General features: G+C 73.7%; 16 protein-coding genes. 10 read left to right on the plus strand and 6 right to left on the minus strand.

Annotated features, from left to right (window positions below):
• Positions 1–39 precede the first annotated feature (39 nt).
• Positions 40–744: a DUF899 family protein gene (locus tag CS0771_RS19365; protein ID WP_212842289.1), complete on the plus strand. Its 705-nt coding sequence runs from the start codon at positions 40–42 to the stop codon at positions 742–744.
• A gap of 45 nt (positions 745–789) precedes the next feature.
• Positions 790–1,785 (plus strand): aldo/keto reductase, encoded by a 996-nt coding sequence (locus CS0771_RS19370; protein WP_212842290.1) that lies wholly within the window; start codon positions 790–792, stop codon positions 1,783–1,785.
• A gap of 149 nt (positions 1,786–1,934) precedes the next feature.
• Here the strand turns inward: CS0771_RS19370 and CS0771_RS19375 are convergent, their stop codons facing one another.
• Positions 1,935–2,207: an HPr family phosphocarrier protein gene (locus CS0771_RS19375; protein ID WP_203756956.1), complete on the minus strand. Its 273-nt coding sequence runs from the start codon at positions 2,205–2,207 to the stop codon at positions 1,935–1,937.
• Positions 2,191–2,577: a dihydroxyacetone kinase phosphoryl donor subunit DhaM gene (gene dhaM, locus CS0771_RS19380; RefSeq protein WP_212842291.1), complete on the minus strand. Its 387-nt coding sequence runs from the start codon at positions 2,575–2,577 to the stop codon at positions 2,191–2,193. Before dhaM ends, CS0771_RS19375 begins: the two co-directional genes overlap by 17 nt.
• A gap of 140 nt (positions 2,578–2,717) precedes the next feature.
• Between dhaM and dhaK the strand changes: the two genes are divergently transcribed.
• From dhaK to CS0771_RS19410, 6 genes are all read left to right on the plus strand, one after another.
• Positions 2,718–3,716 carry a dihydroxyacetone kinase subunit DhaK gene (gene dhaK, locus CS0771_RS19385; protein WP_212842292.1) on the plus strand — a complete coding sequence of 333 codons (999 nt, stop codon included), beginning with the start codon at positions 2,718–2,720 and terminating at the stop codon, positions 3,714–3,716.
• Positions 3,716–4,357: a dihydroxyacetone kinase subunit DhaL gene (dhaL, locus tag CS0771_RS19390; protein ID WP_212842293.1), complete on the plus strand. Its 642-nt coding sequence runs from the start codon at positions 3,716–3,718 to the stop codon at positions 4,355–4,357. The genes dhaK and dhaL overlap by 1 nt, the downstream gene beginning before the upstream one ends.
• Positions 4,354–5,940, plus strand: a complete 1,587-nt coding sequence (locus CS0771_RS19395; protein WP_212842294.1) for a putative PEP-binding protein — start codon at positions 4,354–4,356, stop codon at positions 5,938–5,940. Before dhaL ends, CS0771_RS19395 begins: the two co-directional genes overlap by 4 nt.
• Before the next feature lie 219 nt (positions 5,941–6,159).
• Complete coding sequence (locus CS0771_RS19400; protein WP_212842295.1) at positions 6,160–7,011, plus strand: MIP/aquaporin family protein; 852 nt, start codon at positions 6,160–6,162, stop codon at positions 7,009–7,011.
• A 28-nt stretch (positions 7,012–7,039) separates the two neighbouring features.
• Complete coding sequence (gene glpK, locus CS0771_RS19405; protein WP_212842296.1) at positions 7,040–8,557, plus strand: glycerol kinase GlpK; 1,518 nt, start codon at positions 7,040–7,042, stop codon at positions 8,555–8,557.
• Positions 8,558–8,566: 9 nt separating this feature from the next.
• A complete protein-coding gene (locus CS0771_RS19410; RefSeq protein WP_212842297.1) occupies positions 8,567–10,267 on the plus strand; it encodes a glycerol-3-phosphate dehydrogenase/oxidase in 1,701 nt (566 codons plus the stop codon).
• Positions 10,268–10,278: 11 nt separating this feature from the next.
• Here CS0771_RS19410 and CS0771_RS19415 read toward each other — a convergent pair whose 3' ends face one another.
• Positions 10,279–11,637 (minus strand): chloride channel protein, encoded by a 1,359-nt coding sequence (locus CS0771_RS19415; protein WP_212842298.1) that lies wholly within the window; start codon positions 11,635–11,637, stop codon positions 10,279–10,281.
• A gap of 130 nt (positions 11,638–11,767) precedes the next feature.
• Positions 11,768–12,670: a DUF5996 family protein gene (locus tag CS0771_RS19420; RefSeq protein WP_212842299.1), complete on the minus strand. Its 903-nt coding sequence runs from the start codon at positions 12,668–12,670 to the stop codon at positions 11,768–11,770.
• A gap of 70 nt (positions 12,671–12,740) precedes the next feature.
• Between CS0771_RS19420 and CS0771_RS19425 the strand changes: the two genes are divergently transcribed.
• The gene (locus CS0771_RS19425) at positions 12,741–13,481 is read left to right on the plus strand and encodes an AAA family ATPase (RefSeq protein WP_212842300.1); all 741 of its coding nucleotides are present in this window, start codon (positions 12,741–12,743) and stop codon (positions 13,479–13,481) included.
• A 5-nt stretch (positions 13,482–13,486) separates the two neighbouring features.
• On the opposite strand, the gene CS0771_RS19430 is transcribed toward CS0771_RS19425, so the two are convergent.
• Positions 13,487–14,131: a methyltransferase gene (locus tag CS0771_RS19430; protein ID WP_212845919.1), complete on the minus strand. Its 645-nt coding sequence runs from the start codon at positions 14,129–14,131 to the stop codon at positions 13,487–13,489.
• A 209-nt stretch (positions 14,132–14,340) separates the two neighbouring features.
• Between CS0771_RS19430 and CS0771_RS19435 the strand changes: the two genes are divergently transcribed.
• Positions 14,341–14,544 carry a cold-shock protein gene (locus CS0771_RS19435; protein WP_203756938.1) on the plus strand — a complete coding sequence of 68 codons (204 nt, stop codon included), beginning with the start codon at positions 14,341–14,343 and terminating at the stop codon, positions 14,542–14,544.
• 73 nt (positions 14,545–14,617) lie between these two features.
• Here CS0771_RS19435 and lon read toward each other — a convergent pair whose 3' ends face one another.
• Positions 14,618–16,963, minus strand: coding sequence for an endopeptidase La (lon, locus tag CS0771_RS19440; RefSeq protein ID WP_212842301.1), 2,346 nt, complete (start codon positions 16,961–16,963; stop codon positions 14,618–14,620).
• Positions 16,964–17,107: the final 144 nt, after the last annotated feature.

The following is a 17,107-nucleotide window of genomic DNA, read 5'->3' on the forward strand; positions in this document are numbered from 1 at the left end:
GGTAGAAGGTGCCCTTCTCAACGTCCGGGGGTGGTGGAGATGCGGCAGACGAACCTCACCGCGGAGACGGCCGAGTACGCCCGGTCCCGCGAGGACCTGCGGCGGGCCGAGATCGAGCTCATGCGGCACCGGGAACGCGTCGCGAAGCTGCGCCGCGCCCTGCCGCCCGGCCCGGTCATGGACGACTACACGTTCCGGGAGGGCCCGGCCGACCTGGCCGAGGGCGACGAACCGGTCACCACGGTCCGGCTCGGCGAGCTGTTCACCGGCCCGGACCGCGACCTGATCATGTACCACCTCATGTACGGCAAGGCGCAGACCACGCCCTGCCCCATGTGCACCATGTGGCTCGACGGCATCAACGGCGTGGCCCGGCACGTCACGCAGAACGCCGACCTCGCCGTCGTGGCCGCCGCGGACCCGCCCGCGCTGCGGGCACACGCCCGGGACCGGGGCTGGACCGCCCTGCGGCTGCTCAGCGCCGGGGACGGCAGCTTCAAGTACGACCTGGGCAGCGAGGATGCCGACGGCGGGCAGGACTCGACGGTGTCGGTGTTCAGCCGCGACGCGGACGGGACCGTGCGCCATGTGTACTCAGCCCACCCGCGCATGGCCGACGACCTCGACGAACGTGGCATCGACCTGCTCTGCCCGGTGTGGCACCTGCTCGACCTCACCCCGCGCGGGCGCGGCGACTGGAACGCGGCGCTCGAATATCCGCCCCGACCCGGCTGGAGCGGGTAGCCGCCTGCCGGGGGCGCGGACCGCCCCGACCGGAATGATGGGGGTATGGCGCTCGACCGGCTCGATCTGACCTCGCCCACCGCCCGGCTCGGGCTCGGCCTGGCCGCCGTCGGCCGTCCGGGGTACCTCAACCTGGGCCGCGACCGGGATCTGCCGTCGGAACGGACCGTCGAGGCGATGCGCGCCCGTAGCCACGAGCTGCTCGACGCGGCGTACGCGGCCGGGATGCGTTACGTGGACACGGCGCGCTCGTACGGCCGCGCCGAGGAGTTCCTCGCGTCCTGGCTGGCCGGGCGGGAGGTGCCGGACGTGGTCGTGGGCAGCAAGTGGGGGTACACGTACACGGCGGGCTGGCGGGTGGACGCGCCGGTGCACGAGGTCAAGGACCACAGCCTCGGGGTGTACGAGCGCCAGCTCGGCGAGACCCGCGAGCTGCTGGGGGACCGGCTGGACCTGTACCAGATCCACTCGCTGACCATCGACAGCCCGGCGCTGCGGGACACGGCGCTGCACCGGCGCCTGGCCGAGCTGGCGGCGAGCGGGGTGACCGTCGGGTTCTCCAGCAGCGGGCCCCGGCAGGCCGAGACGATCGAGGCGGCGCTGGGCGTCGAAGTGGACGGGCGGCTGCTGTTCCGCAGCGTGCAGGCCACCTGGAACCTGCTGGAGCCGTCGGCCGGTCCGGCGCTCGCCGCCGCCCGCGCGGCCGGCTGCCAGGTGATCATCAAGGAGGCCCTGGCCAACGGCCGCCTCGCGGCGAGCGCTTCATCGGCTTCGCCAGCGGAGGCTGGTCCCGGCTTCGGTGCGCTGCTGGAGGTCGCGGCGGAGACAGGTGCCACTCCGGACGCGGTGGCCGTCGCGGCGGTGCTGCGCCAGCCGTGGGTGGGCGTCGTGCTGTCCGGCGCGGCGACCACCCCGCAGCTCGGGACCAACCTCAACGGCACCCGGCTGGAGCTGTCCCCCGGTCAGCTCGACCGGCTCGCGGCGCTCGCCGAGCCGGCGGAGGCCTACTGGCAGCAGCGCGCCGCTCTGCCCTGGACCTGACCACGCCGACCAGCCCTCGCATCGGGGCATGATCGCGGCTTCGTGTCAGAAAGTGCAGTCCAGGCCCAGGTTTTGACACGAGACACTGATCATCGCCGGGCACCGGTGGGCCGGAGGGTTAAGAAGGTGCCCTTCCGCTACGGAAAGCGTTAAGAAGGTGCCCTTCCTTCGCCCTCGCGGAGGGCGGTGGCGACGGCGGAGGCGGCGGATTCGGCGTCGGGGCCGGTGGCGCGGACGGTGACGGTCTGGCCGGCCGTGGCGCCCAGGGCGAGGAGGGCGAGCACGCCGCGGGCGCTGGCGGTGCGGTCGCCGTACACGATCTCGACGGTGCTGGCGAACTTCGCGGCGGTGACCACGACCTGCCCGGCGGGGCGGGCGTGCAGGTGGGCGGGGAGCAGCACGTCCTCAGAGCTTTCGGGCATGCCACGCCTCCTCGGCCGCGCTCGCCACGGTGTCCAGGTCGGCGCCGGTCGCCGCGATGACCGCCGCCGCGACCGCGCCCTCCACGAACGGGGCGTCGACCAGCCGCACCCGGGCGTCCGGGTGCTCGTCCAGCAGCGCCCGCGCGGTCAGCACCGAGCTGCCCAGGTCGGGCAGCACGACCACGCCGTCGCCCGAGGCGGCCTCGCCGACCGCGTCCCGGATCAGGTCGTAGGAGGTGCCCAGGCCGCCGTCGTCCGAGCCGCCCGCGACGGTGACCGCGACCGTGTCCCCGGCGACCTGGCGCAGCAGGTCACGCAGCCCGGCCGCGAGGTCGGCGCTGTGCGAGACCAGCACGATCCCCACGCTCATGCCCGCATCGTAGCCGCGCGGCGGCACGGAGGCGGCGGCAAAGAAACCGGGCACGGGGCGGCCCGGCGGGGCAGGATGGACTTACGCCGCGAACCGGTGCGCGCCGGCGTCACCCGCCGACGCCGGGAAGGGAGCCCGCCGTGAAGAAGTTCATCAACCACCCGGACGCGGTGGTCCGCGAGGCGCTGGTGGGCCTGGCCGCCGCGCACCCGGACCTGCGGGTCGACCTGGAACAGCAGATCGTGGTACGCGCCGAGGCGCCCCGGGCCGGCAAGGTGGGGCTGATCTCCGGCGGCGGTTCGGGGCACGAGCCGATGCACGCCGGGTTCGTGGGCCTGGGCATGCTCGACGCGGCCTGCCCCGGTGAGGTGTTCACCTCGCCCGTGCCGGACCAGATCGTCGCCGCGGCGAAGGCGGTCGACGGCGGGGCCGGGGTGGTCCACATCGTGAAGAACTACACCGGTGACGTGATGAACTTCCAGATGGCCGCGGAGCTGTCCGGCGACGAGGGCATCGAGGTGCACTCGGTGCTGGTCGACGACGACGTGGCGGTGGAGGACTCGACGTGGACCGCGGGCCGCCGGGGCACCGGCGCGACGATGCTGGTCGAGAAGATCGCCGGGGCGCTGGCCGAGGAGGGCGCGGACGCCGCGGCGGTGGCCGCGCTGGGCACCCGGGTCAACGAGGCCAGCGCCTCGTTCGCGATCGCGCTGACCGCGTGCACCACCCCCGCCGCCGGGCGGCCGGGGTTCGAGCTGCCCGAGGACGAGATGGAGGTCGGGGTCGGCATCCACGGCGAGCCGGGCCGCCGCCGGGAGCAGCTGCGCCCGGCCCGGGAGATCGCCACGATGACGCTGGAGGCGATCCTGGCCGCCAAGCCGGTGGCCACCGGCGAGGACGCCATCGTGGTCGTCAACGGGCTCGGGGCCACTCCGCTCATCGAGCTGTACCTGCTCTACGGCGAGGTGGCGGGGCTGCTGGAGTCGGCCGGGGTGCGCATCGCCCGCAACCTGGTCGGCAACTACGTGACCAGCCTGGACATGGCGGGCATGTCGCTGACGGTGTGCCGGGCCGACCCGGAGCTGCTGCGGCTGTGGGACGCGCCGGTGCGCACCCCGGCCCTGCGCTGGGGGGTCTGATGGACGTCGCGCTGGCCAAAGCCTGGCTGGACGCGGCCGCCGACGCGCTCGCGGCCCGGACCGAGGAGCTGACCTCGCTGGACGCCGCGATCGGCGACTCCGATCACGGCGTGAACATGAACCGGGGCTTCGGCGCGGTGCGCACCGCGCTGGCCGGGGCGTCCCCGGCCGGGGTCGGCGCGGTGTTCACGCTGGCGGGCACGACGCTGGTGTCGAAGGTGGGCGGGGCGTCGGGGCCGCTGTACGGCAGCGCCTTTCGCGCGCTCGGCAAAGCGCTGCCGGAGGGCGCCGAGGTGGACGCGGCGGCGCTCGGCACGGGGCTGCGGGCGGGCCTGGACGCGCTGGTGAAGCTGGGCGGGGCGGCGCCGGGGGACAAGACCATCGTGGACGCGTACGCCCCGGCGGTGGACGCGTACGACGCGGCGCTGCGCGAGCACGGCGGCGACGGGGACGGCGGCCTGGCCGCGGCGGCGCGGGCGGCGGCGGGCGCGGCGGCCGAGGGCATGCGGGCCACGGTGCCGCTGCAGGCCCGCAAGGGGCGCGCGTCGTATCTCGGCGAGCGCAGCATCGGCCACCAGGACCCGGGCGCGACGTCGACCTGGCTGATCTTCCAGGCGCTCGCCGACGCCGCCGCGACATGACCTCCGAGTACTACGCCGGGGTGGCCGGTGCGCCGGGGGTGGCCGTGGGGCGGGTGCGGCGCCTGACGTACGGCGGCGACGGCGAGCCCGCCACGGCGAGCCCGGCGCAGGTCGGCGCGGCGTTCGACGCGGTCGCGGCCCGCCTGCGCTGCACCGCGCAGGCCATGCGGGAGCGCGGCGAGAACGGCACCCCGGCCGACATCCTGGAGGCGACCGCGCTCATCGCCGACGACCCGGACCTGCGCGCCGCGGCGGTGGCCGCGGTCGAGACCGGCGTACCGGCGGACCGCGCGGTGGCCGACGCGGCGGAGCGCTACGCCGCCGTGCTGGCGGCGCTGCCGGACCCGACGCTGGCCGCCCGCGCCGCCGACGTACGCCAGGTCGGCCGCCGGGTGGTGCAGCAGCTGCGGGCCGACGGCGGCACCAACGGGTCCGGGCCGGAGCCGGTGATCCTGGTCGCCGAGGAGCTGGGCGCCGACGACCTGCTCGAACCGGCGATGGTCGTCGCGGGTGCGGTGTCCCGGCTGGGCGGCCCGAACGCGCACGTCGCGATCGTGGCGCGGGCGCTCGGTGTGCCGCTGTTGTTCGGGGTCTCGCTGCCGTCGGCGACGGAGGGACGGCAGGCGGTGCTGGACACCGTGACGGCGACGCTGACCGTCGACCCGCCGCCGCACCGGCTGGAGGCGGCACGCCGGGCGGAGGCGGCGGCCCGGGAGCGCCGTCAGGAGCTGGCCGCCCGGCGCGACCTGCCCGCGGTGACCCGGGACGGGGCGCCGGTGACGCTGCTGGTCAACGTGTCGACGGTGGCGGACGCCGTGGCGGGGCTGGCCGCGGGCGCCCAGGGCGCGGGCCTGGTCCGCACCGAGGTGCCCTTCCTGTCCGCGCGGGCCTGGCCGACCCGGGCCGAGCACGCGGCGGCGCTGCGGCCGGTGCTGGCGGCGCTGTCCGGGCACCCGGCGACCGTACGCACGCTGGACTTCGCGCCGGACAAGCTGCCGCCGTTCCTGTGGGGCACCTCGTCGCGCCATCGCGGGCTGGAGCTGATGCTGGCGGCGCCGCACACGCTGGCCGACCAGTTCGCGGCGATCCTGGACGAGGCGGACGGGGCCCGGCTGCGCATCATGATCCCGATGGTGACCACGGTGGCGCAGCTGGACCGCTGCCGCGAGCTGCTGGGCGCGGCGGCGGCCGAGCGGGGGGTGCCCGTGCCGCCGCTGGGCGCCATGATCGAGCTGCCGGAGGCGGTGGCGGCGGTGGACGAGCTGGCCGCGGCCGCCGACTTCCTGTCGCTGGGCAGCAACGACCTGACCGCGGCCGTGCTCGGCCTGGACCGCCGCGATCCGGCGCTCACTCCGGCCCGGATCGCGGACCCGGTGGTGCTGTCGGCCGTGGTGACGGTGGTGCGGGCGGCCCGCCGCCACGACCGTGACGTGTCGGTCTGCGGGGACGCGGCCGGCGATCCCTCCCTGGTGCCGCTGCTGCTGGGGGCGGGCTGCCGCATCCTGTCCATGGCGCCCACGGCGCTGGACGAGGTGCGGGCCGCGGTTCGTGACACGACGCTGGGCACGTCCGCACCCGAATGACATAGCGCCCATTTCGTACGCATCGGCGCTGTGCCCGCCATACCCGACGGCCATGCATGAGATCGCTCCTGGCTGGGAAAAGTCCGGTCTATGCTGGACACGTAGCGCGAGCGGATCACCGTATCCGGTGGTCGGCGGCGATTTTCGCCGCGTCGGCACCAGCGCGCCGCACGGCCTCGCCGCCGCCCCACTTGCGGACTATCCGGGGGGCGGACAGACATGGCAGCAGCAACCAAGACGAACGGCCTGTGGCGGGAACTGAGCGCCGAGTTCGCCGGCACGATGATCCTGATCCTTTTCGGCGTCGGCGTGGTGGCGCAGGTGGTCGCCGGCGGGCTGGGCGACCACGACAGCATCGCCTGGGCCTGGGGTCTGGGTGTGACGCTGGGCGTGTACACGGCGGCGCGGATCAGCGGCGCGCACATCAATCCGGCCGTGACCTTCTCCCTGGCGATCTTCAAGGGCTTCCCGTGGGTGAAGGTGCTGCCCTACATCGTGGCCCAGTTCCTGGGCGCGTTCGTGGCGGCGCTGATCGTGCGGTGGAACTACACCGAGGTGCTCCACTCGGTCGATCCGGGGCTGTCCATGAAGACGCAGGGCGTCTTCTCCACGCTGCCCGGCAACGGCGCGCTGCCGATCGGCACCTGGGGCGCGTTCCGGGACCAGGTCATCGGCACGGCGATCCTGATGTTCATGGTGCTGGCGCTGACCGATCTGCTGAACCTGCCGCCGCTGGCCAACCTGGCGCCGCTGCTGATCGGCCTGCTCGTGGTCGCGATCGGCATGGCCTGGGGCACGGCGGCCGGTTACGCGATCAACCCGGCCCGCGACTTCGGGCCGCGGCTGGCGTCTTATCTGACCGGTTACGAGTCCGCGTTCCGAGATCAGTATGGGAATCTCTATTTCTGGGTGCCGATCCTCGGACCGCTGATCGGCGGCCCCATCGGCGCCTTCCTCTACCAGCTCCTCATCGGCCGGCACCTGAAGCCCGAGGAGATCGTGGAGGAGCCCGCGCCGGTCGGGACGGTCGCCGTGAAGGAGACCGGCACCGGCAAGAGTTCCGACAGGTGACCGGCACGTTCGGCGAGAGGACGCGGCGATGGCCGACTTTGTGGGCGCGATCGACCAGGGCACGACCAGCACCCGGTTCATGATCTTCGACCGTGGTGGCAACGAGGTCGGCAAGCACCAGCTGGAGCACAAGCAGTACCTGCCGCAGGCGGGCTGGGTGGAGCACAACCCGCTGGAGATCTGGGAGCGGACCAGCGCCGTGGTGCGCACCGCGCTTTCCCAGAAGAGGCTGCAGGCGTCCGATCTCGCCGCGGTCGGCATCACCAACCAGCGCGAGACGACGGTGGTGTGGGACCGCCGGACCGGCCGGCCCTACTACAACGCCATCGTCTGGCAGGACACCCGCACCGACCGCATCGCCGCGGCCCTGGACCGCGACGGCCGGGGCGACACCATCCGGCGCAAGGCCGGGCTGCCGCCCGCGACGTACTTCTCCGGCGGGAAGATCCAATGGATCCTGGAGAACGTCGACGGCGTACGCGACGCGGCCGCCCGCGGCGATGCGCTCTTCGGCAACACCGACACCTGGACGCTGTGGAACCTGACCGGCGGGCCGGACGGCGGCGTGCACATCACCGACGTCACCAACGCCAGCCGCACCATGCTGATGAACCTGGAGACGCTGGACTGGGACGACGAGCTGCTGGCCTTCTTCGGCGTGCCGCGCGAGATGCTGCCGCAGATCCGGCCCTCGTCCGACCCGGGCCTGTACGGCAAGACGCGCGCCGGCGGCCCGTTCGGGGGCGAGATCCCGCTGCCCGCGTCGCTCGGCGACCAGCAGGCGGCCACGGTCGGGCAGGTGTGCTTCTCGCCCGGCGAGGCCAAGAACACCTACGGCACCGGCAACTTCCTGCTGCTCAACACCGGCACCGAGCTGGTGCGGTCCAAGGCGGGCCTGCTCACGACGGTCTGCTACCAGTTCGCCGACCAGCCCGCGGTGTACGCCCTGGAGGGCTCCATCGCGGTGACCGGCTCGGCGATCCAGTGGCTGCGCGACCAGCTGGGCATCATCAGCGGCGCGGCGCAGAGCGAGGCACTGGCCCGGCAGGTCGACGACAACGGCGGCATGTACTTCGTGCCGGCCTTCTCCGGCCTGTTCGCGCCGTACTGGCGCTCGGACGCGCGCGGCGTGATCGTGGGCCTGTCCCGCTTCAACACCAACGCGCACCTGGCGCGGGCCACCCTGGAGGCGATCTGCTACCAGTCGCGCGACGTGGTCGAGGCGATGGAGAAGGACTCCGGGGTGCGGCTGGACTTCCTCAAGGTCGACGGCGGCATCACCGCGAACAAGCTGTGCATGCAGCTGCAGGCCGACATCCTGGGCGTGCCGGTGAGCAAGCCGGTGGTCGCCGAGACCACCGCGCTGGGCGCCGCGTACGCCGCCGGGCTCGCGGTGGGCTTCTGGAAGGACACCGACGAGCTGCGCCAGCACTGGCAGGAGGACCAGCGCTGGGACCCGACCTGGACCGACGAGCAGCGCACCGAGGGGTACCAGGGCTGGAAGAAGGCCGTCGAGCGGACCCTGAACTGGGTCGAGGTCGAGTAGGGGTCCCGCATGGACGTCGTAGCGCTCTCTCCCGAGGCGCGCCGCCAGGCCCTGGCCGACATGGCCGCCCGGGAGCTGGACATCCTCGTCGTCGGCGGGGGCGTGGTCGGCGCCGGTGCGGCGCTGGACGCGGTGACCCGCGGTCTGACCACCGGGCTGGTCGAGGCGCGGGACTGGGCCTCGGGCACGTCCAGCCGGTCCAGCAAGCTCATCCACGGCGGCCTGCGCTACCTGGAGATGCTGGACTTCGGGCTGGTCGCCGAGGCGCTGCGAGAGCGGGCGCTGCTGCTCACCCGCATCTGCCCGCACCTGGCCAAGCCGGTGAAGTTCCTCTACCCGCTGACGCACCGGGTGTGGGAGCGGCCGTACGTCGGCAGCGGCGTGCTGCTGTACGACACCATGGGCCTGACCACCGGCACCGGCCGCGGCGTGCCCCACCACCGGCACCTGAGCCACCGCCGTGCCCTGCGCGAGGCGCCGTGCCTGAAGAAGGGCTCGCTGGTCGGCGCGGTGCAGTACTGGGACGGCCAGGTCGACGACGCCCGGCACACGATGACCGTGGTGCGCACCGCGGCGTCGTACGGCGCGCTGGTCGCCAACCGGGCCCGGGTCACCGGCTTCCTGCGCGAGGGCGAGCGGGTGGTCGGCGCGACCGTCGAGGACGTGCTCACCGGCGAGGGGTACGACGTGCGCGCCCAGCAGGTGATCAACGCGACCGGCGTGTGGACGGACGAGACGCAGCGGATGGCCGACACCCGCGGCCAGTTCCACGTGCGCGCGTCCAAGGGCATCCACCTGCTCGTGCCGCGTGACCGCATCCAGTCGCGCACCGGGCTGATCCTGCGCACCGAGAAGAGCGTGCTGTTCGTGATCCCGTGGGGACGGCACTGGATCGTGGGCACCACCGACACCGACTGGCACCTCGACCTGGCGCACCCGGCGGCGACCGCACACGACATCAAGTACCTGCTGGCGCACGTGAACTCGGTGCTGGTGACCAAGCTGACCATGGAGGACGTGGAGGGCGTCTACGCCGGGCTGCGGCCGCTGCTGGCGGGGGAGTCGGAGGAGACCAGCAAGCTGTCCCGCGAGCACCTGGTCGGGCACCCGGTGCCCGGGCTGGTGGTGGTCGCGGGCGGCAAGTACACGACGTACCGGGTGATGGGCAAGGACGCGGTGGACGAGGCCGCCCGCAGCCTGGACCAGAAGATCCCCGAGTCGATCACGCACGAGGTGGCGCTGGCCGGCGCGGAGGGCTACCGGGTGCTGTGGAACCGGCGGCACCTGCTGGCCCAGGAGTCGGGCCTGCACGTGGTGCGGATCGAGCACCTGCTCAACCGGTTCGGCTCGATGATCCACGAGGTGCTGCGGCTGGTCGAGGAGGACCCGGCGCTGGCCGAGCCGCTGCCGGGCGCCGACGACTACCTGGCCGCCGAGGCGGTGTACGCCGCCTCGCACGAGGGCGCGCTGCACGTGGACGACGTGCTGGCCCGGCGCACCCGCGCGTCGATCGAGACCTGGTCGCGCGGGGTGCAGGCGGCGCCGATGGTGGCCCGGTTGATGGGCGGCGTGCTGGGCTGGTCCGAGGAGGAGGTGGCGCGCGAGATCGAGGTGTACACGGCCCGGGTCGAGGCCGAGCGGCAGTCGCAGCAGGAGCCCGACGACGAGTCGGCGGACAAGGTCCGGCTGGCCGCGCCCGATCTCGGCTGACACCCCTCCGCTCAGGGTCGGAGGTCGCGGCGGCGGCTGAGGCCGTGTTCCAGGATCTGCTCGGTGACGAAGGCGACCACGACGGCGATCAGGATGATCGGGGTGGTGCGGAAGCCGAGCGGGCCCATCAGCAGGACCACCAGGACCACCGCGCTGACCGGCAGCGACATGATGGCCACCGACGCCGCGGCCATGCCCGCCGCCATCGCGGGCACCGGGCCCAGGCCGGGCAGCGGGCCGGCCAGCACGCCGAAGACGCCGCCCAGGCTCACCGCCGGGAAGATCGGGCCGCCGCGCAGCGCCGCCAGCGACAGGGCATACCCGGCGCTCTTGAACAGAAGCAGCGCCAGCAGCGGCAGCTCCGGCCACGCGGCCGGATCGGCCGCGAGCGCGGCCAGGGTCTGCTGACCGGACAGCGCCGCCTCCGCGGGGGAGCGGCCCGTCAGCAGGGCGTACGCGGCCGCGCAGGCCCCGACGCCGAGCGCCGCGGCGAACGTGCCGGCCAGCGGCCGGGCGGTGACCCACGGCGCGACCCGGCGCGCGACCAGCCGGACCACCCGGATGCCCGCCGCGGTGAGCACCGCCAGCGGCACCGCCCACAGCAGATCGGCGACGTCGGGCCGGAAGTCGGTCGGCGGGATGGGCAGCCTCAGCGACCCGATGGGCAGCCCGGACCAGGCGCCCAGGCCCGTGAACACGATCGCGCCGATGCCCGCCGCCAGCAGGCACGGCACCACGACGATGGCCAGCGCCGCGCCGCTGAGCTGGATCATCTCGATGAGCAGCACGGCCGCGACCACGGGACTGCCGAAGATCGCCGCGACCGCCGCCGCCGCGCCCGATCCGGCGACGATCATCGACTTGCGGCTGCCGTGCTCGATCCCGAGCAGCTGCGCGATGAGCAGGGCCAGCCCGCTGCCGCCCGCGATGAGCGGCGCCTCCGGGCCGAGCACCGCGCCCAGCGGCAGGCTGACCAGCGCCGCGACCAGCACCCAGGGCAGCTCGGCGGCGGACGGTGGCGGCCCGCCCAGGCCGTCGATCGGCATGTGCCCGCCGTGTCCGGGGGCCCACCGGACGACCGCGCCGACGCCGAGCCCGGCCAGCGCGAGCAGCGGCAGCGGCCACCACCAGGGTGGGGTGTCCGATCCGGTCAGTGCCTGCGGCAGGTCGTGCCAGATGCGGTCCTCCATGGCGTGCAGCAGCGCCAGGAAGCCGAACGCGGCCAGCGACACCGGCACGCCGACGAGCCCGGCCAGCGCCAGCGTGCGCAGGTAGCCGACACGGCGCACCAGTTCGGTCGGGTCGGCCGGGGGCTCCGGCCCGGCGGACGGGCTCGCGCCCGCCGAGCCCGGCGGGTGCGCCCTGGTCACCGCCGACGATGGCGTCGGCCGGGCACCGGACGCCGGTAGCCCTCCGGATGGGTCCTCAGATTCCGGCATACCGTCACGATAGGGGCGGTGTCCGGTGCCGCGTCGGCCGATGGGCGGTTCGGGCGGCGGTTCAGACCTCCAGCGCGCGCCGGTCCCACGCGGCCAGCTCCGCCGCGGCCTCGTAGGTGCACTGCAGGAACGTCATCAGCGCCATGTCCGGATCGTCGGCGGTGCGCACCGCCTCGTACGGCAGCACGAACTCGCCCAGCTCCGCGTCGTAGCGGGCCTGCTCCGGTCCGATCGGCCAATCACGGAAGCCCGGCGGCTCCGGGTACGCGTACGCGTAGAACACCCCCTCCGGGCCGCCGCCCGGCCAGAAGCCGCAGCTGCTCACCTCGTGGCTGTACGCCAGCAGGTTGACCCGATCGGGGCAGTTGGGCACCCCGCCCGGGTGCGGCGGCGCCTCCTCGCCGGAGAACCGGGTCACCGCCAGGTCCAGCGCGCCCCAGAACACGTGCACCGGGCTGACCTTGCCCTGGAACCGGCCCCGGAACGCGGTGAACACCCGGTGCGCCTGCACCAGCGCCAGCCAGAACCGGTGCGCGGCCTCGGCGTCGTACGAGCAGTGCTGATCGTCTTCCGGGAAGCGGATCACGTCCGGCAGCTCGACGGGCCGGGCCATGATGTCGACCGGCATGCCCAGCGAGTCCAGCGACGACATTACCGAGGCGTGGAAGTCGGCCACGCTGCGCGGGCGCAGCTCCACCTCGCGCCGCTCGCCGCCGGTGGTGTGCAGGTCGAGCACGTGCCGCTGGAAGTCGAACACGATCTCCAGCCCGGCCGCGCCGTACGGCATCAGCGAGGTGGTCAGGCCGCGTGCGTTCACGTACAGCGGGACCTGCCACCAGTGGTTGACCATCGGCTCCAGGGCCAGCCGCACCTTGCCTACGACCTGCGTCCACAGGTGCAGCGTGTCCCGGGTGTCCGACCACTCGGCCAGCGGCAGCGCCGGCCACACTCCCTTGCTGCTCACGCCCCCAGCATGCCCGAGCCGCCGCCGCGCCGTGCCCGTTCGCCGAGGTGGCAGCGGATACGGTCGGGGGATGGGTGGGGGCGGATTCCTGCGGTGGGTGGAGCTGGACGAGGACGGGACGGACCCGGCGGCGTACCCGTTCGCGCTGCCGGTGGTGGCCGGGCTGCGTAGGGCGGGGCGGCTGGAGCTGGATCCGAAGGTGACGTTCCTGATCGGGGACAACGGCACCGGCAAGTCGACCCTGATCGAGGCGATGGCCGTGGCGGCCGGGTTCAACCCGGAGGGCGGCTCGCCGAACTTCAACTTCGCCACCCGCGCCACGGAGTCGCCGCTGGGCGATCATCTCCGCCTGGTACGCGGCCTCGGCAAGCCGCGCACCGGCTTCTTCCTGCGCGCGGAGTCCTTCTACAACGTCGCCACCGAGATAGAGAAGCTCGGCATGGAACGCGCCTACGGCGGCCGCAGCCTGCACGAGCGCTCGCACGGGGAGTCGTTCCTGGACCTGGTCGCGCACCGGTTCGGGCCGCAGGGGCTGTACCTGCTGGACGAGCCGGAGGCGGCGCTGTCGGTGTACGGCTGCCTGGCCGTCATCGCCCGGGTCCAGGAGCTGACCGCGCAGGGCTCGCAGTTCGTCATCGCGACGCACTCGCCGATCCTGCTGGCCGTGCCGGGCGCGCGCATCCTGCGGATCGACGCCGACGGCGGCATCGACCGGGTCGGCTACGACGATGCGGAACCGGTGGTGCTGACCCGCTCGTTCCTCGCCGAGCCGCAGCTTTACCTGCGCCACCTGCTCGCCCCGGAGTCCTGACCGGGTCAGGCGGCGAGGCGGTACACCTCGACGTGGCGCAGCTGGGCGTCGGAGAACGTGAACGCGCCCGCGGTGTCGTAGCCGGCCACCCGGATCAGCTGCCCGCTGGGCAGGTGGTCGCGGCCGGGATCGCCGATGAGGACGGTGGCGCCGCGCCGGGCGGCCCGGCGCAGGAAGGGCAGCATGCGGTCGGCCAGCTCGGCGTCGTAGAACACGTCCCCGGCCAGCACCAGGTCGGCGCTGCCGCCGTCGCCGTCGAGCAGATCGTGCTCGCTGCCGGTCACGGTCACCCCGTTGGCGCGGCCGTTGAGCAGCGCGGCGGCGACGGCGTACGGATCGGTGTCGTTGGCGGTGACGCTGACCGCGCCCGCCATGCCGGCGGCGATGCCGGCCAGGCCGGAGCCCGCCGCCAGGTCCAGCGCGTGCCGCCCGTCGGCGGTCTCGGGGTGGTCGAGCACGTACCGGGCGATCGCCTGCCCGCCCGCCCAGGCCGAGGCCCAGTACGGCACCGGCACCCGGCTGTGCGCCTCGGCCTCCATCCGGGCCCACCACACGATCGAGTCGACGGCCAGGTGCAGCCGGATCTCGGGGACGAGGGGCACCGGGCTCAGGCAGAGCCGGTCGAGCGCGGCGGGCTGGGGAGGCAGCATTTTGCGCCGAAGGTCCTTCAGGGCGCTCTCGACAAGGGCCGTCACCCGTTCAGGATGCCCCCTGGCGCGCTCGGCGAACCGTCGAATCGCCCAGTTCACGCGCAAACCTCAGCCGAGTCGGGCGCGGCGCGCTAGGGTCAGCGGAGAGGTGGGGCAGTTCGCGCCGCAAACGGCGGCGTGAAGGTTGGAGCCCCGTGAGAGGGATTCGCATGGCAACCGGCACCGTGAAGTGGTTCAACTCGGAGAAGGGCTTCGGCTTCATCGAACAGGACGGCGGTGGCGCGGACGTGTTCGTTCACTACTCCGCCATCTCCGGTGGCGGCTACCGCGAGCTCCACGAGGGCCAGCAGGTCGAGTTCGAGATCACGCAGGGCCAGAAGGGCCCGCAGGCGGCCAACGTCCACCCGCTCTGAGTTCACGTACGCATAGCCGAAGGGCGCCTTCTCACCGGAGAGAAGGCGCCCTTCGGGCTTTCTGTGGCGTGTCTTACGCGGCGGCCAGCGCCGGCTCGGCCGGTGCGGGACCGGTGCCCGCCGCGGGCTCGGCCGGGCGCAGGGCCAGGGCGAGCACGTCCGCGACGTCGGACAGCACGTGGATCGTCAGGCCCGCGCGCACGTCCTCGGGCACGTCGTCCAGGTCCGGCTCGTTACGGGCCGGGATGACCACCTCGGTGAGGCCCGCCCGGTGCGCCGCCAGCAGCTTCTGCTTGACGCCGCCGATGGGCAGCACCCGCCCGGCCAGGGTCACCTCGCCGGTCATGCCGAACTCGGGCCGGACCGGCCGCCCGGCGACCAGCGACGCCAGGGCGGTGACCATGGTGATGCCGGCGCTCGGGCCGTCCTTGGGCACCGCGCCCGCGGGCACGTGCAGGTGGATCCGCCGCCCGGCCAGCGCGTTGGGGTCCAGCCCCAGCTCGCGGCCGTGCGAGCGCAGGTACGACAGCGCGATGTGCGCCGACTCCTTCATGACGTCGCCGAGCTGGCCGGTCAGGGTCAGCCCCGGCTCGCCCTCCATCGACGTCGCCTCGATGAACAGCACGTCACCACCGGTGCCGGTGACCGCGAGGCCGGTGGCCACGCCGGGCACCGCCGTACGCTCCGCCGACTCCGGGGTGAACCGGGGCCGGCCCAGGTACTCCTTCAGGTCCGCCGTGTCCACGGCGACCTTTCCGGACGCGGTGGCCTGCTTGACCGCCACCTTGCGCAGGATCCGGGCCAGGGCCCGCTCCAGCTGGCGTACGCCCGCCTCGCGGGTGTGCTCGGCGGCGACGGCCCGCAGCGCGTCCTCGCTGATGGACACCTCGTCGGCGGTCAGGCCCGCCCGGTCGAGCTGCCGGGGCAGCAGGTGGTCCCGGGCGATGGCGACCTTCTCCTGCTCGGTGTAGCCGTCCAGGGTGACCAGCTCCATCCGGTCCAGCAGCGGGCCGGGGATGGTCTCCACCACGTTCGCGGTGGCCAGGAACAGCACGTCGGACAGGTCGAGGTCGACCTCCAGGTAGTGGTCGCGGAACGTGTGGTTCTGCGCCGGGTCGAGGACCTCCAGCAGGGCCGCGGCCGGGTCGCCGGCGTACCCCGCCGAGATCTTGTCGACCTCGTCGAGCAGCACCACCGGGTTCATCGAGCCGGCCTCGCGCAGCGCCCGCACCAGGCGTCCGGGCAGCGCGCCGACGTACGTGCGCCGGTGGCCGCGGATCTCCGCCTCGTCGCGTACGCCGCCCAGCGACACCCGGACGAACTTGCGGCCCAGCGCCCGCGCCACGGACTCGCCGAGGCTGGTCTTGCCCACCCCGGGCGGACCGGCCAGGGCCAGCACCGCACCGGAGCCGCGCCCGCCGACGACCTGCAGGTTGCGGGCCGCGCGCCGGTTGCGCACCGCGAGGTACTCCAGGATGCGGTCCTTCACGTCGTCAAGTCCGGTGTGGTCGGCGTCGAGCACCGCCTTGGCCGCGGCCAGGTCGGTGTCGTCCTCGGTGCGCACGTTCCACGGCAGCTCCAGCACCGTGTCCAGCCAGGTGCGGATCCAGCTCGTCTCCGGGGAGGCGTCGCTGGCCCGTTCCAGCTTGCCGACCTCGCGCAGCGCCGCCTCGCGTACCTTCTCGGGCAGGTCGGCGGCCTCGACCCGGGCCCGGTAGTCGGCCGAGCCCTCGGGCTCGTCCTCGCCGAGCTCCTTGCGGATCGCGGCGAGCTGCTGGCGCAGCAGGAACTCGCGCTGGGACTTCTCCAGCCCCTCGCGCACCTCGCTGTTGATCTTCTCGGAGACCTCCTGCTCGGCCGCGTGCTCGCGCGCCCAGCCGACCAGCAGCTCCAGTCGCGCGGTCACGTCCGGCGAGCCGAGCAGCTGCACCTTCTGGGCCAGCGTCAGCCACGGCGCGTAGCCGGCCGAGTCGGCCAGCTCGGACAGGTCGGTCATCCGCTCGACCGCGTCGATGATCTGCCACGCGCCACGCTGCTGCAGCTCGGCGGTGACCAGGGCCTTGTACTCGCGGGCCAGCTCCTTGGCCCGGCCGGCCGGCTCCGGCTCGGTGAGCAGGCTCGCCTCGACCCACAGCGCCGCGCCCGGTCCGGGCACGCCGGAGCCGATCCGGGCCCGGCTCACGCCGCGCAGCACGGCGGCGCGCTCGCCGCTGGGCAGGCGGCCCACCTTCTCGATCACGGCGGTGACGCCGAAGGAGCCGTACTCGCCGTCGATGCGGGGCACGGCCAGCACGGTCTTGTCCCCGGCCGCCCGCGCCGCGTCGATCGCGGCCTGCGTGTCGGGCTGCAGCGCCACGGCCACCACGTTGCCGGGCAGCAGTACCGCGTCGTCCAGGGGAAGAACGGGGAGAGTCGTCATCTGTGACACCTCTTAACTTGAGTCTGCCTGACTCAAGTCTTCGCGCCACCTGGTTGTTCCCTCAACTTCCCCCTGTGACCCACGCCACTCCGGCTCCCCGGATCCGGGCCTTGATCATCCGACTTGCCCGGCACTTGGGCGTAT

This window comes from Catellatospora sp. IY07-71 (assembly GCF_018326265.1).
Classification (GTDB): Bacteria; Actinomycetota; Actinomycetes; order Mycobacteriales; family Micromonosporaceae; genus Catellatospora.

What these genes read in the sequence shown, in the direction of transcription:
- CS0771_RS19365 (WP_212842289.1), top strand. Translation starts at nt 40, where the DNA reads ATGCGGCAGACGAACCTCACCGCGGAGACGGCCGAGTACGCCCGGTCC.
- CS0771_RS19430 (WP_212845919.1), bottom strand. Translation starts at nt 14,131, where the DNA reads ATGCTGCCTCCCCAGCCCGCCGCGCTCGACCGGCTCTGCCTGAGCCCG.
- CS0771_RS19400 (WP_212842295.1), top strand. Translation starts at nt 6,160, where the DNA reads ATGGCAGCAGCAACCAAGACGAACGGCCTGTGGCGGGAACTGAGCGCC.
- CS0771_RS19375 (WP_203756956.1), bottom strand. Translation starts at nt 2,207, where the DNA reads ATGCCCGAAAGCTCTGAGGACGTGCTGCTCCCCGCCCACCTGCACGCC.
- CS0771_RS19395 (WP_212842294.1), top strand. Translation starts at nt 4,354, where the DNA reads ATGACCTCCGAGTACTACGCCGGGGTGGCCGGTGCGCCGGGGGTGGCC.
- lon (WP_212842301.1), bottom strand. Translation starts at nt 16,963, where the DNA reads ATGACGACTCTCCCCGTTCTTCCCCTGGACGACGCGGTACTGCTGCCC.
- CS0771_RS19370 (WP_212842290.1), top strand. Translation starts at nt 790, where the DNA reads ATGGCGCTCGACCGGCTCGATCTGACCTCGCCCACCGCCCGGCTCGGG.
- glpK (WP_212842296.1), top strand. Translation starts at nt 7,040, where the DNA reads ATGGCCGACTTTGTGGGCGCGATCGACCAGGGCACGACCAGCACCCGG.
- dhaM (WP_212842291.1), bottom strand. Translation starts at nt 2,577, where the DNA reads ATGAGCGTGGGGATCGTGCTGGTCTCGCACAGCGCCGACCTCGCGGCC.
- CS0771_RS19435 (WP_203756938.1), top strand. Translation starts at nt 14,341, where the DNA reads ATGGCAACCGGCACCGTGAAGTGGTTCAACTCGGAGAAGGGCTTCGGC.
- dhaL (WP_212842293.1), top strand. Translation starts at nt 3,716, where the DNA reads ATGGACGTCGCGCTGGCCAAAGCCTGGCTGGACGCGGCCGCCGACGCG.
- CS0771_RS19410 (WP_212842297.1), top strand. Translation starts at nt 8,567, where the DNA reads ATGGACGTCGTAGCGCTCTCTCCCGAGGCGCGCCGCCAGGCCCTGGCC.
- CS0771_RS19425 (WP_212842300.1), top strand. Translation starts at nt 12,741, where the DNA reads ATGGGTGGGGGCGGATTCCTGCGGTGGGTGGAGCTGGACGAGGACGGG.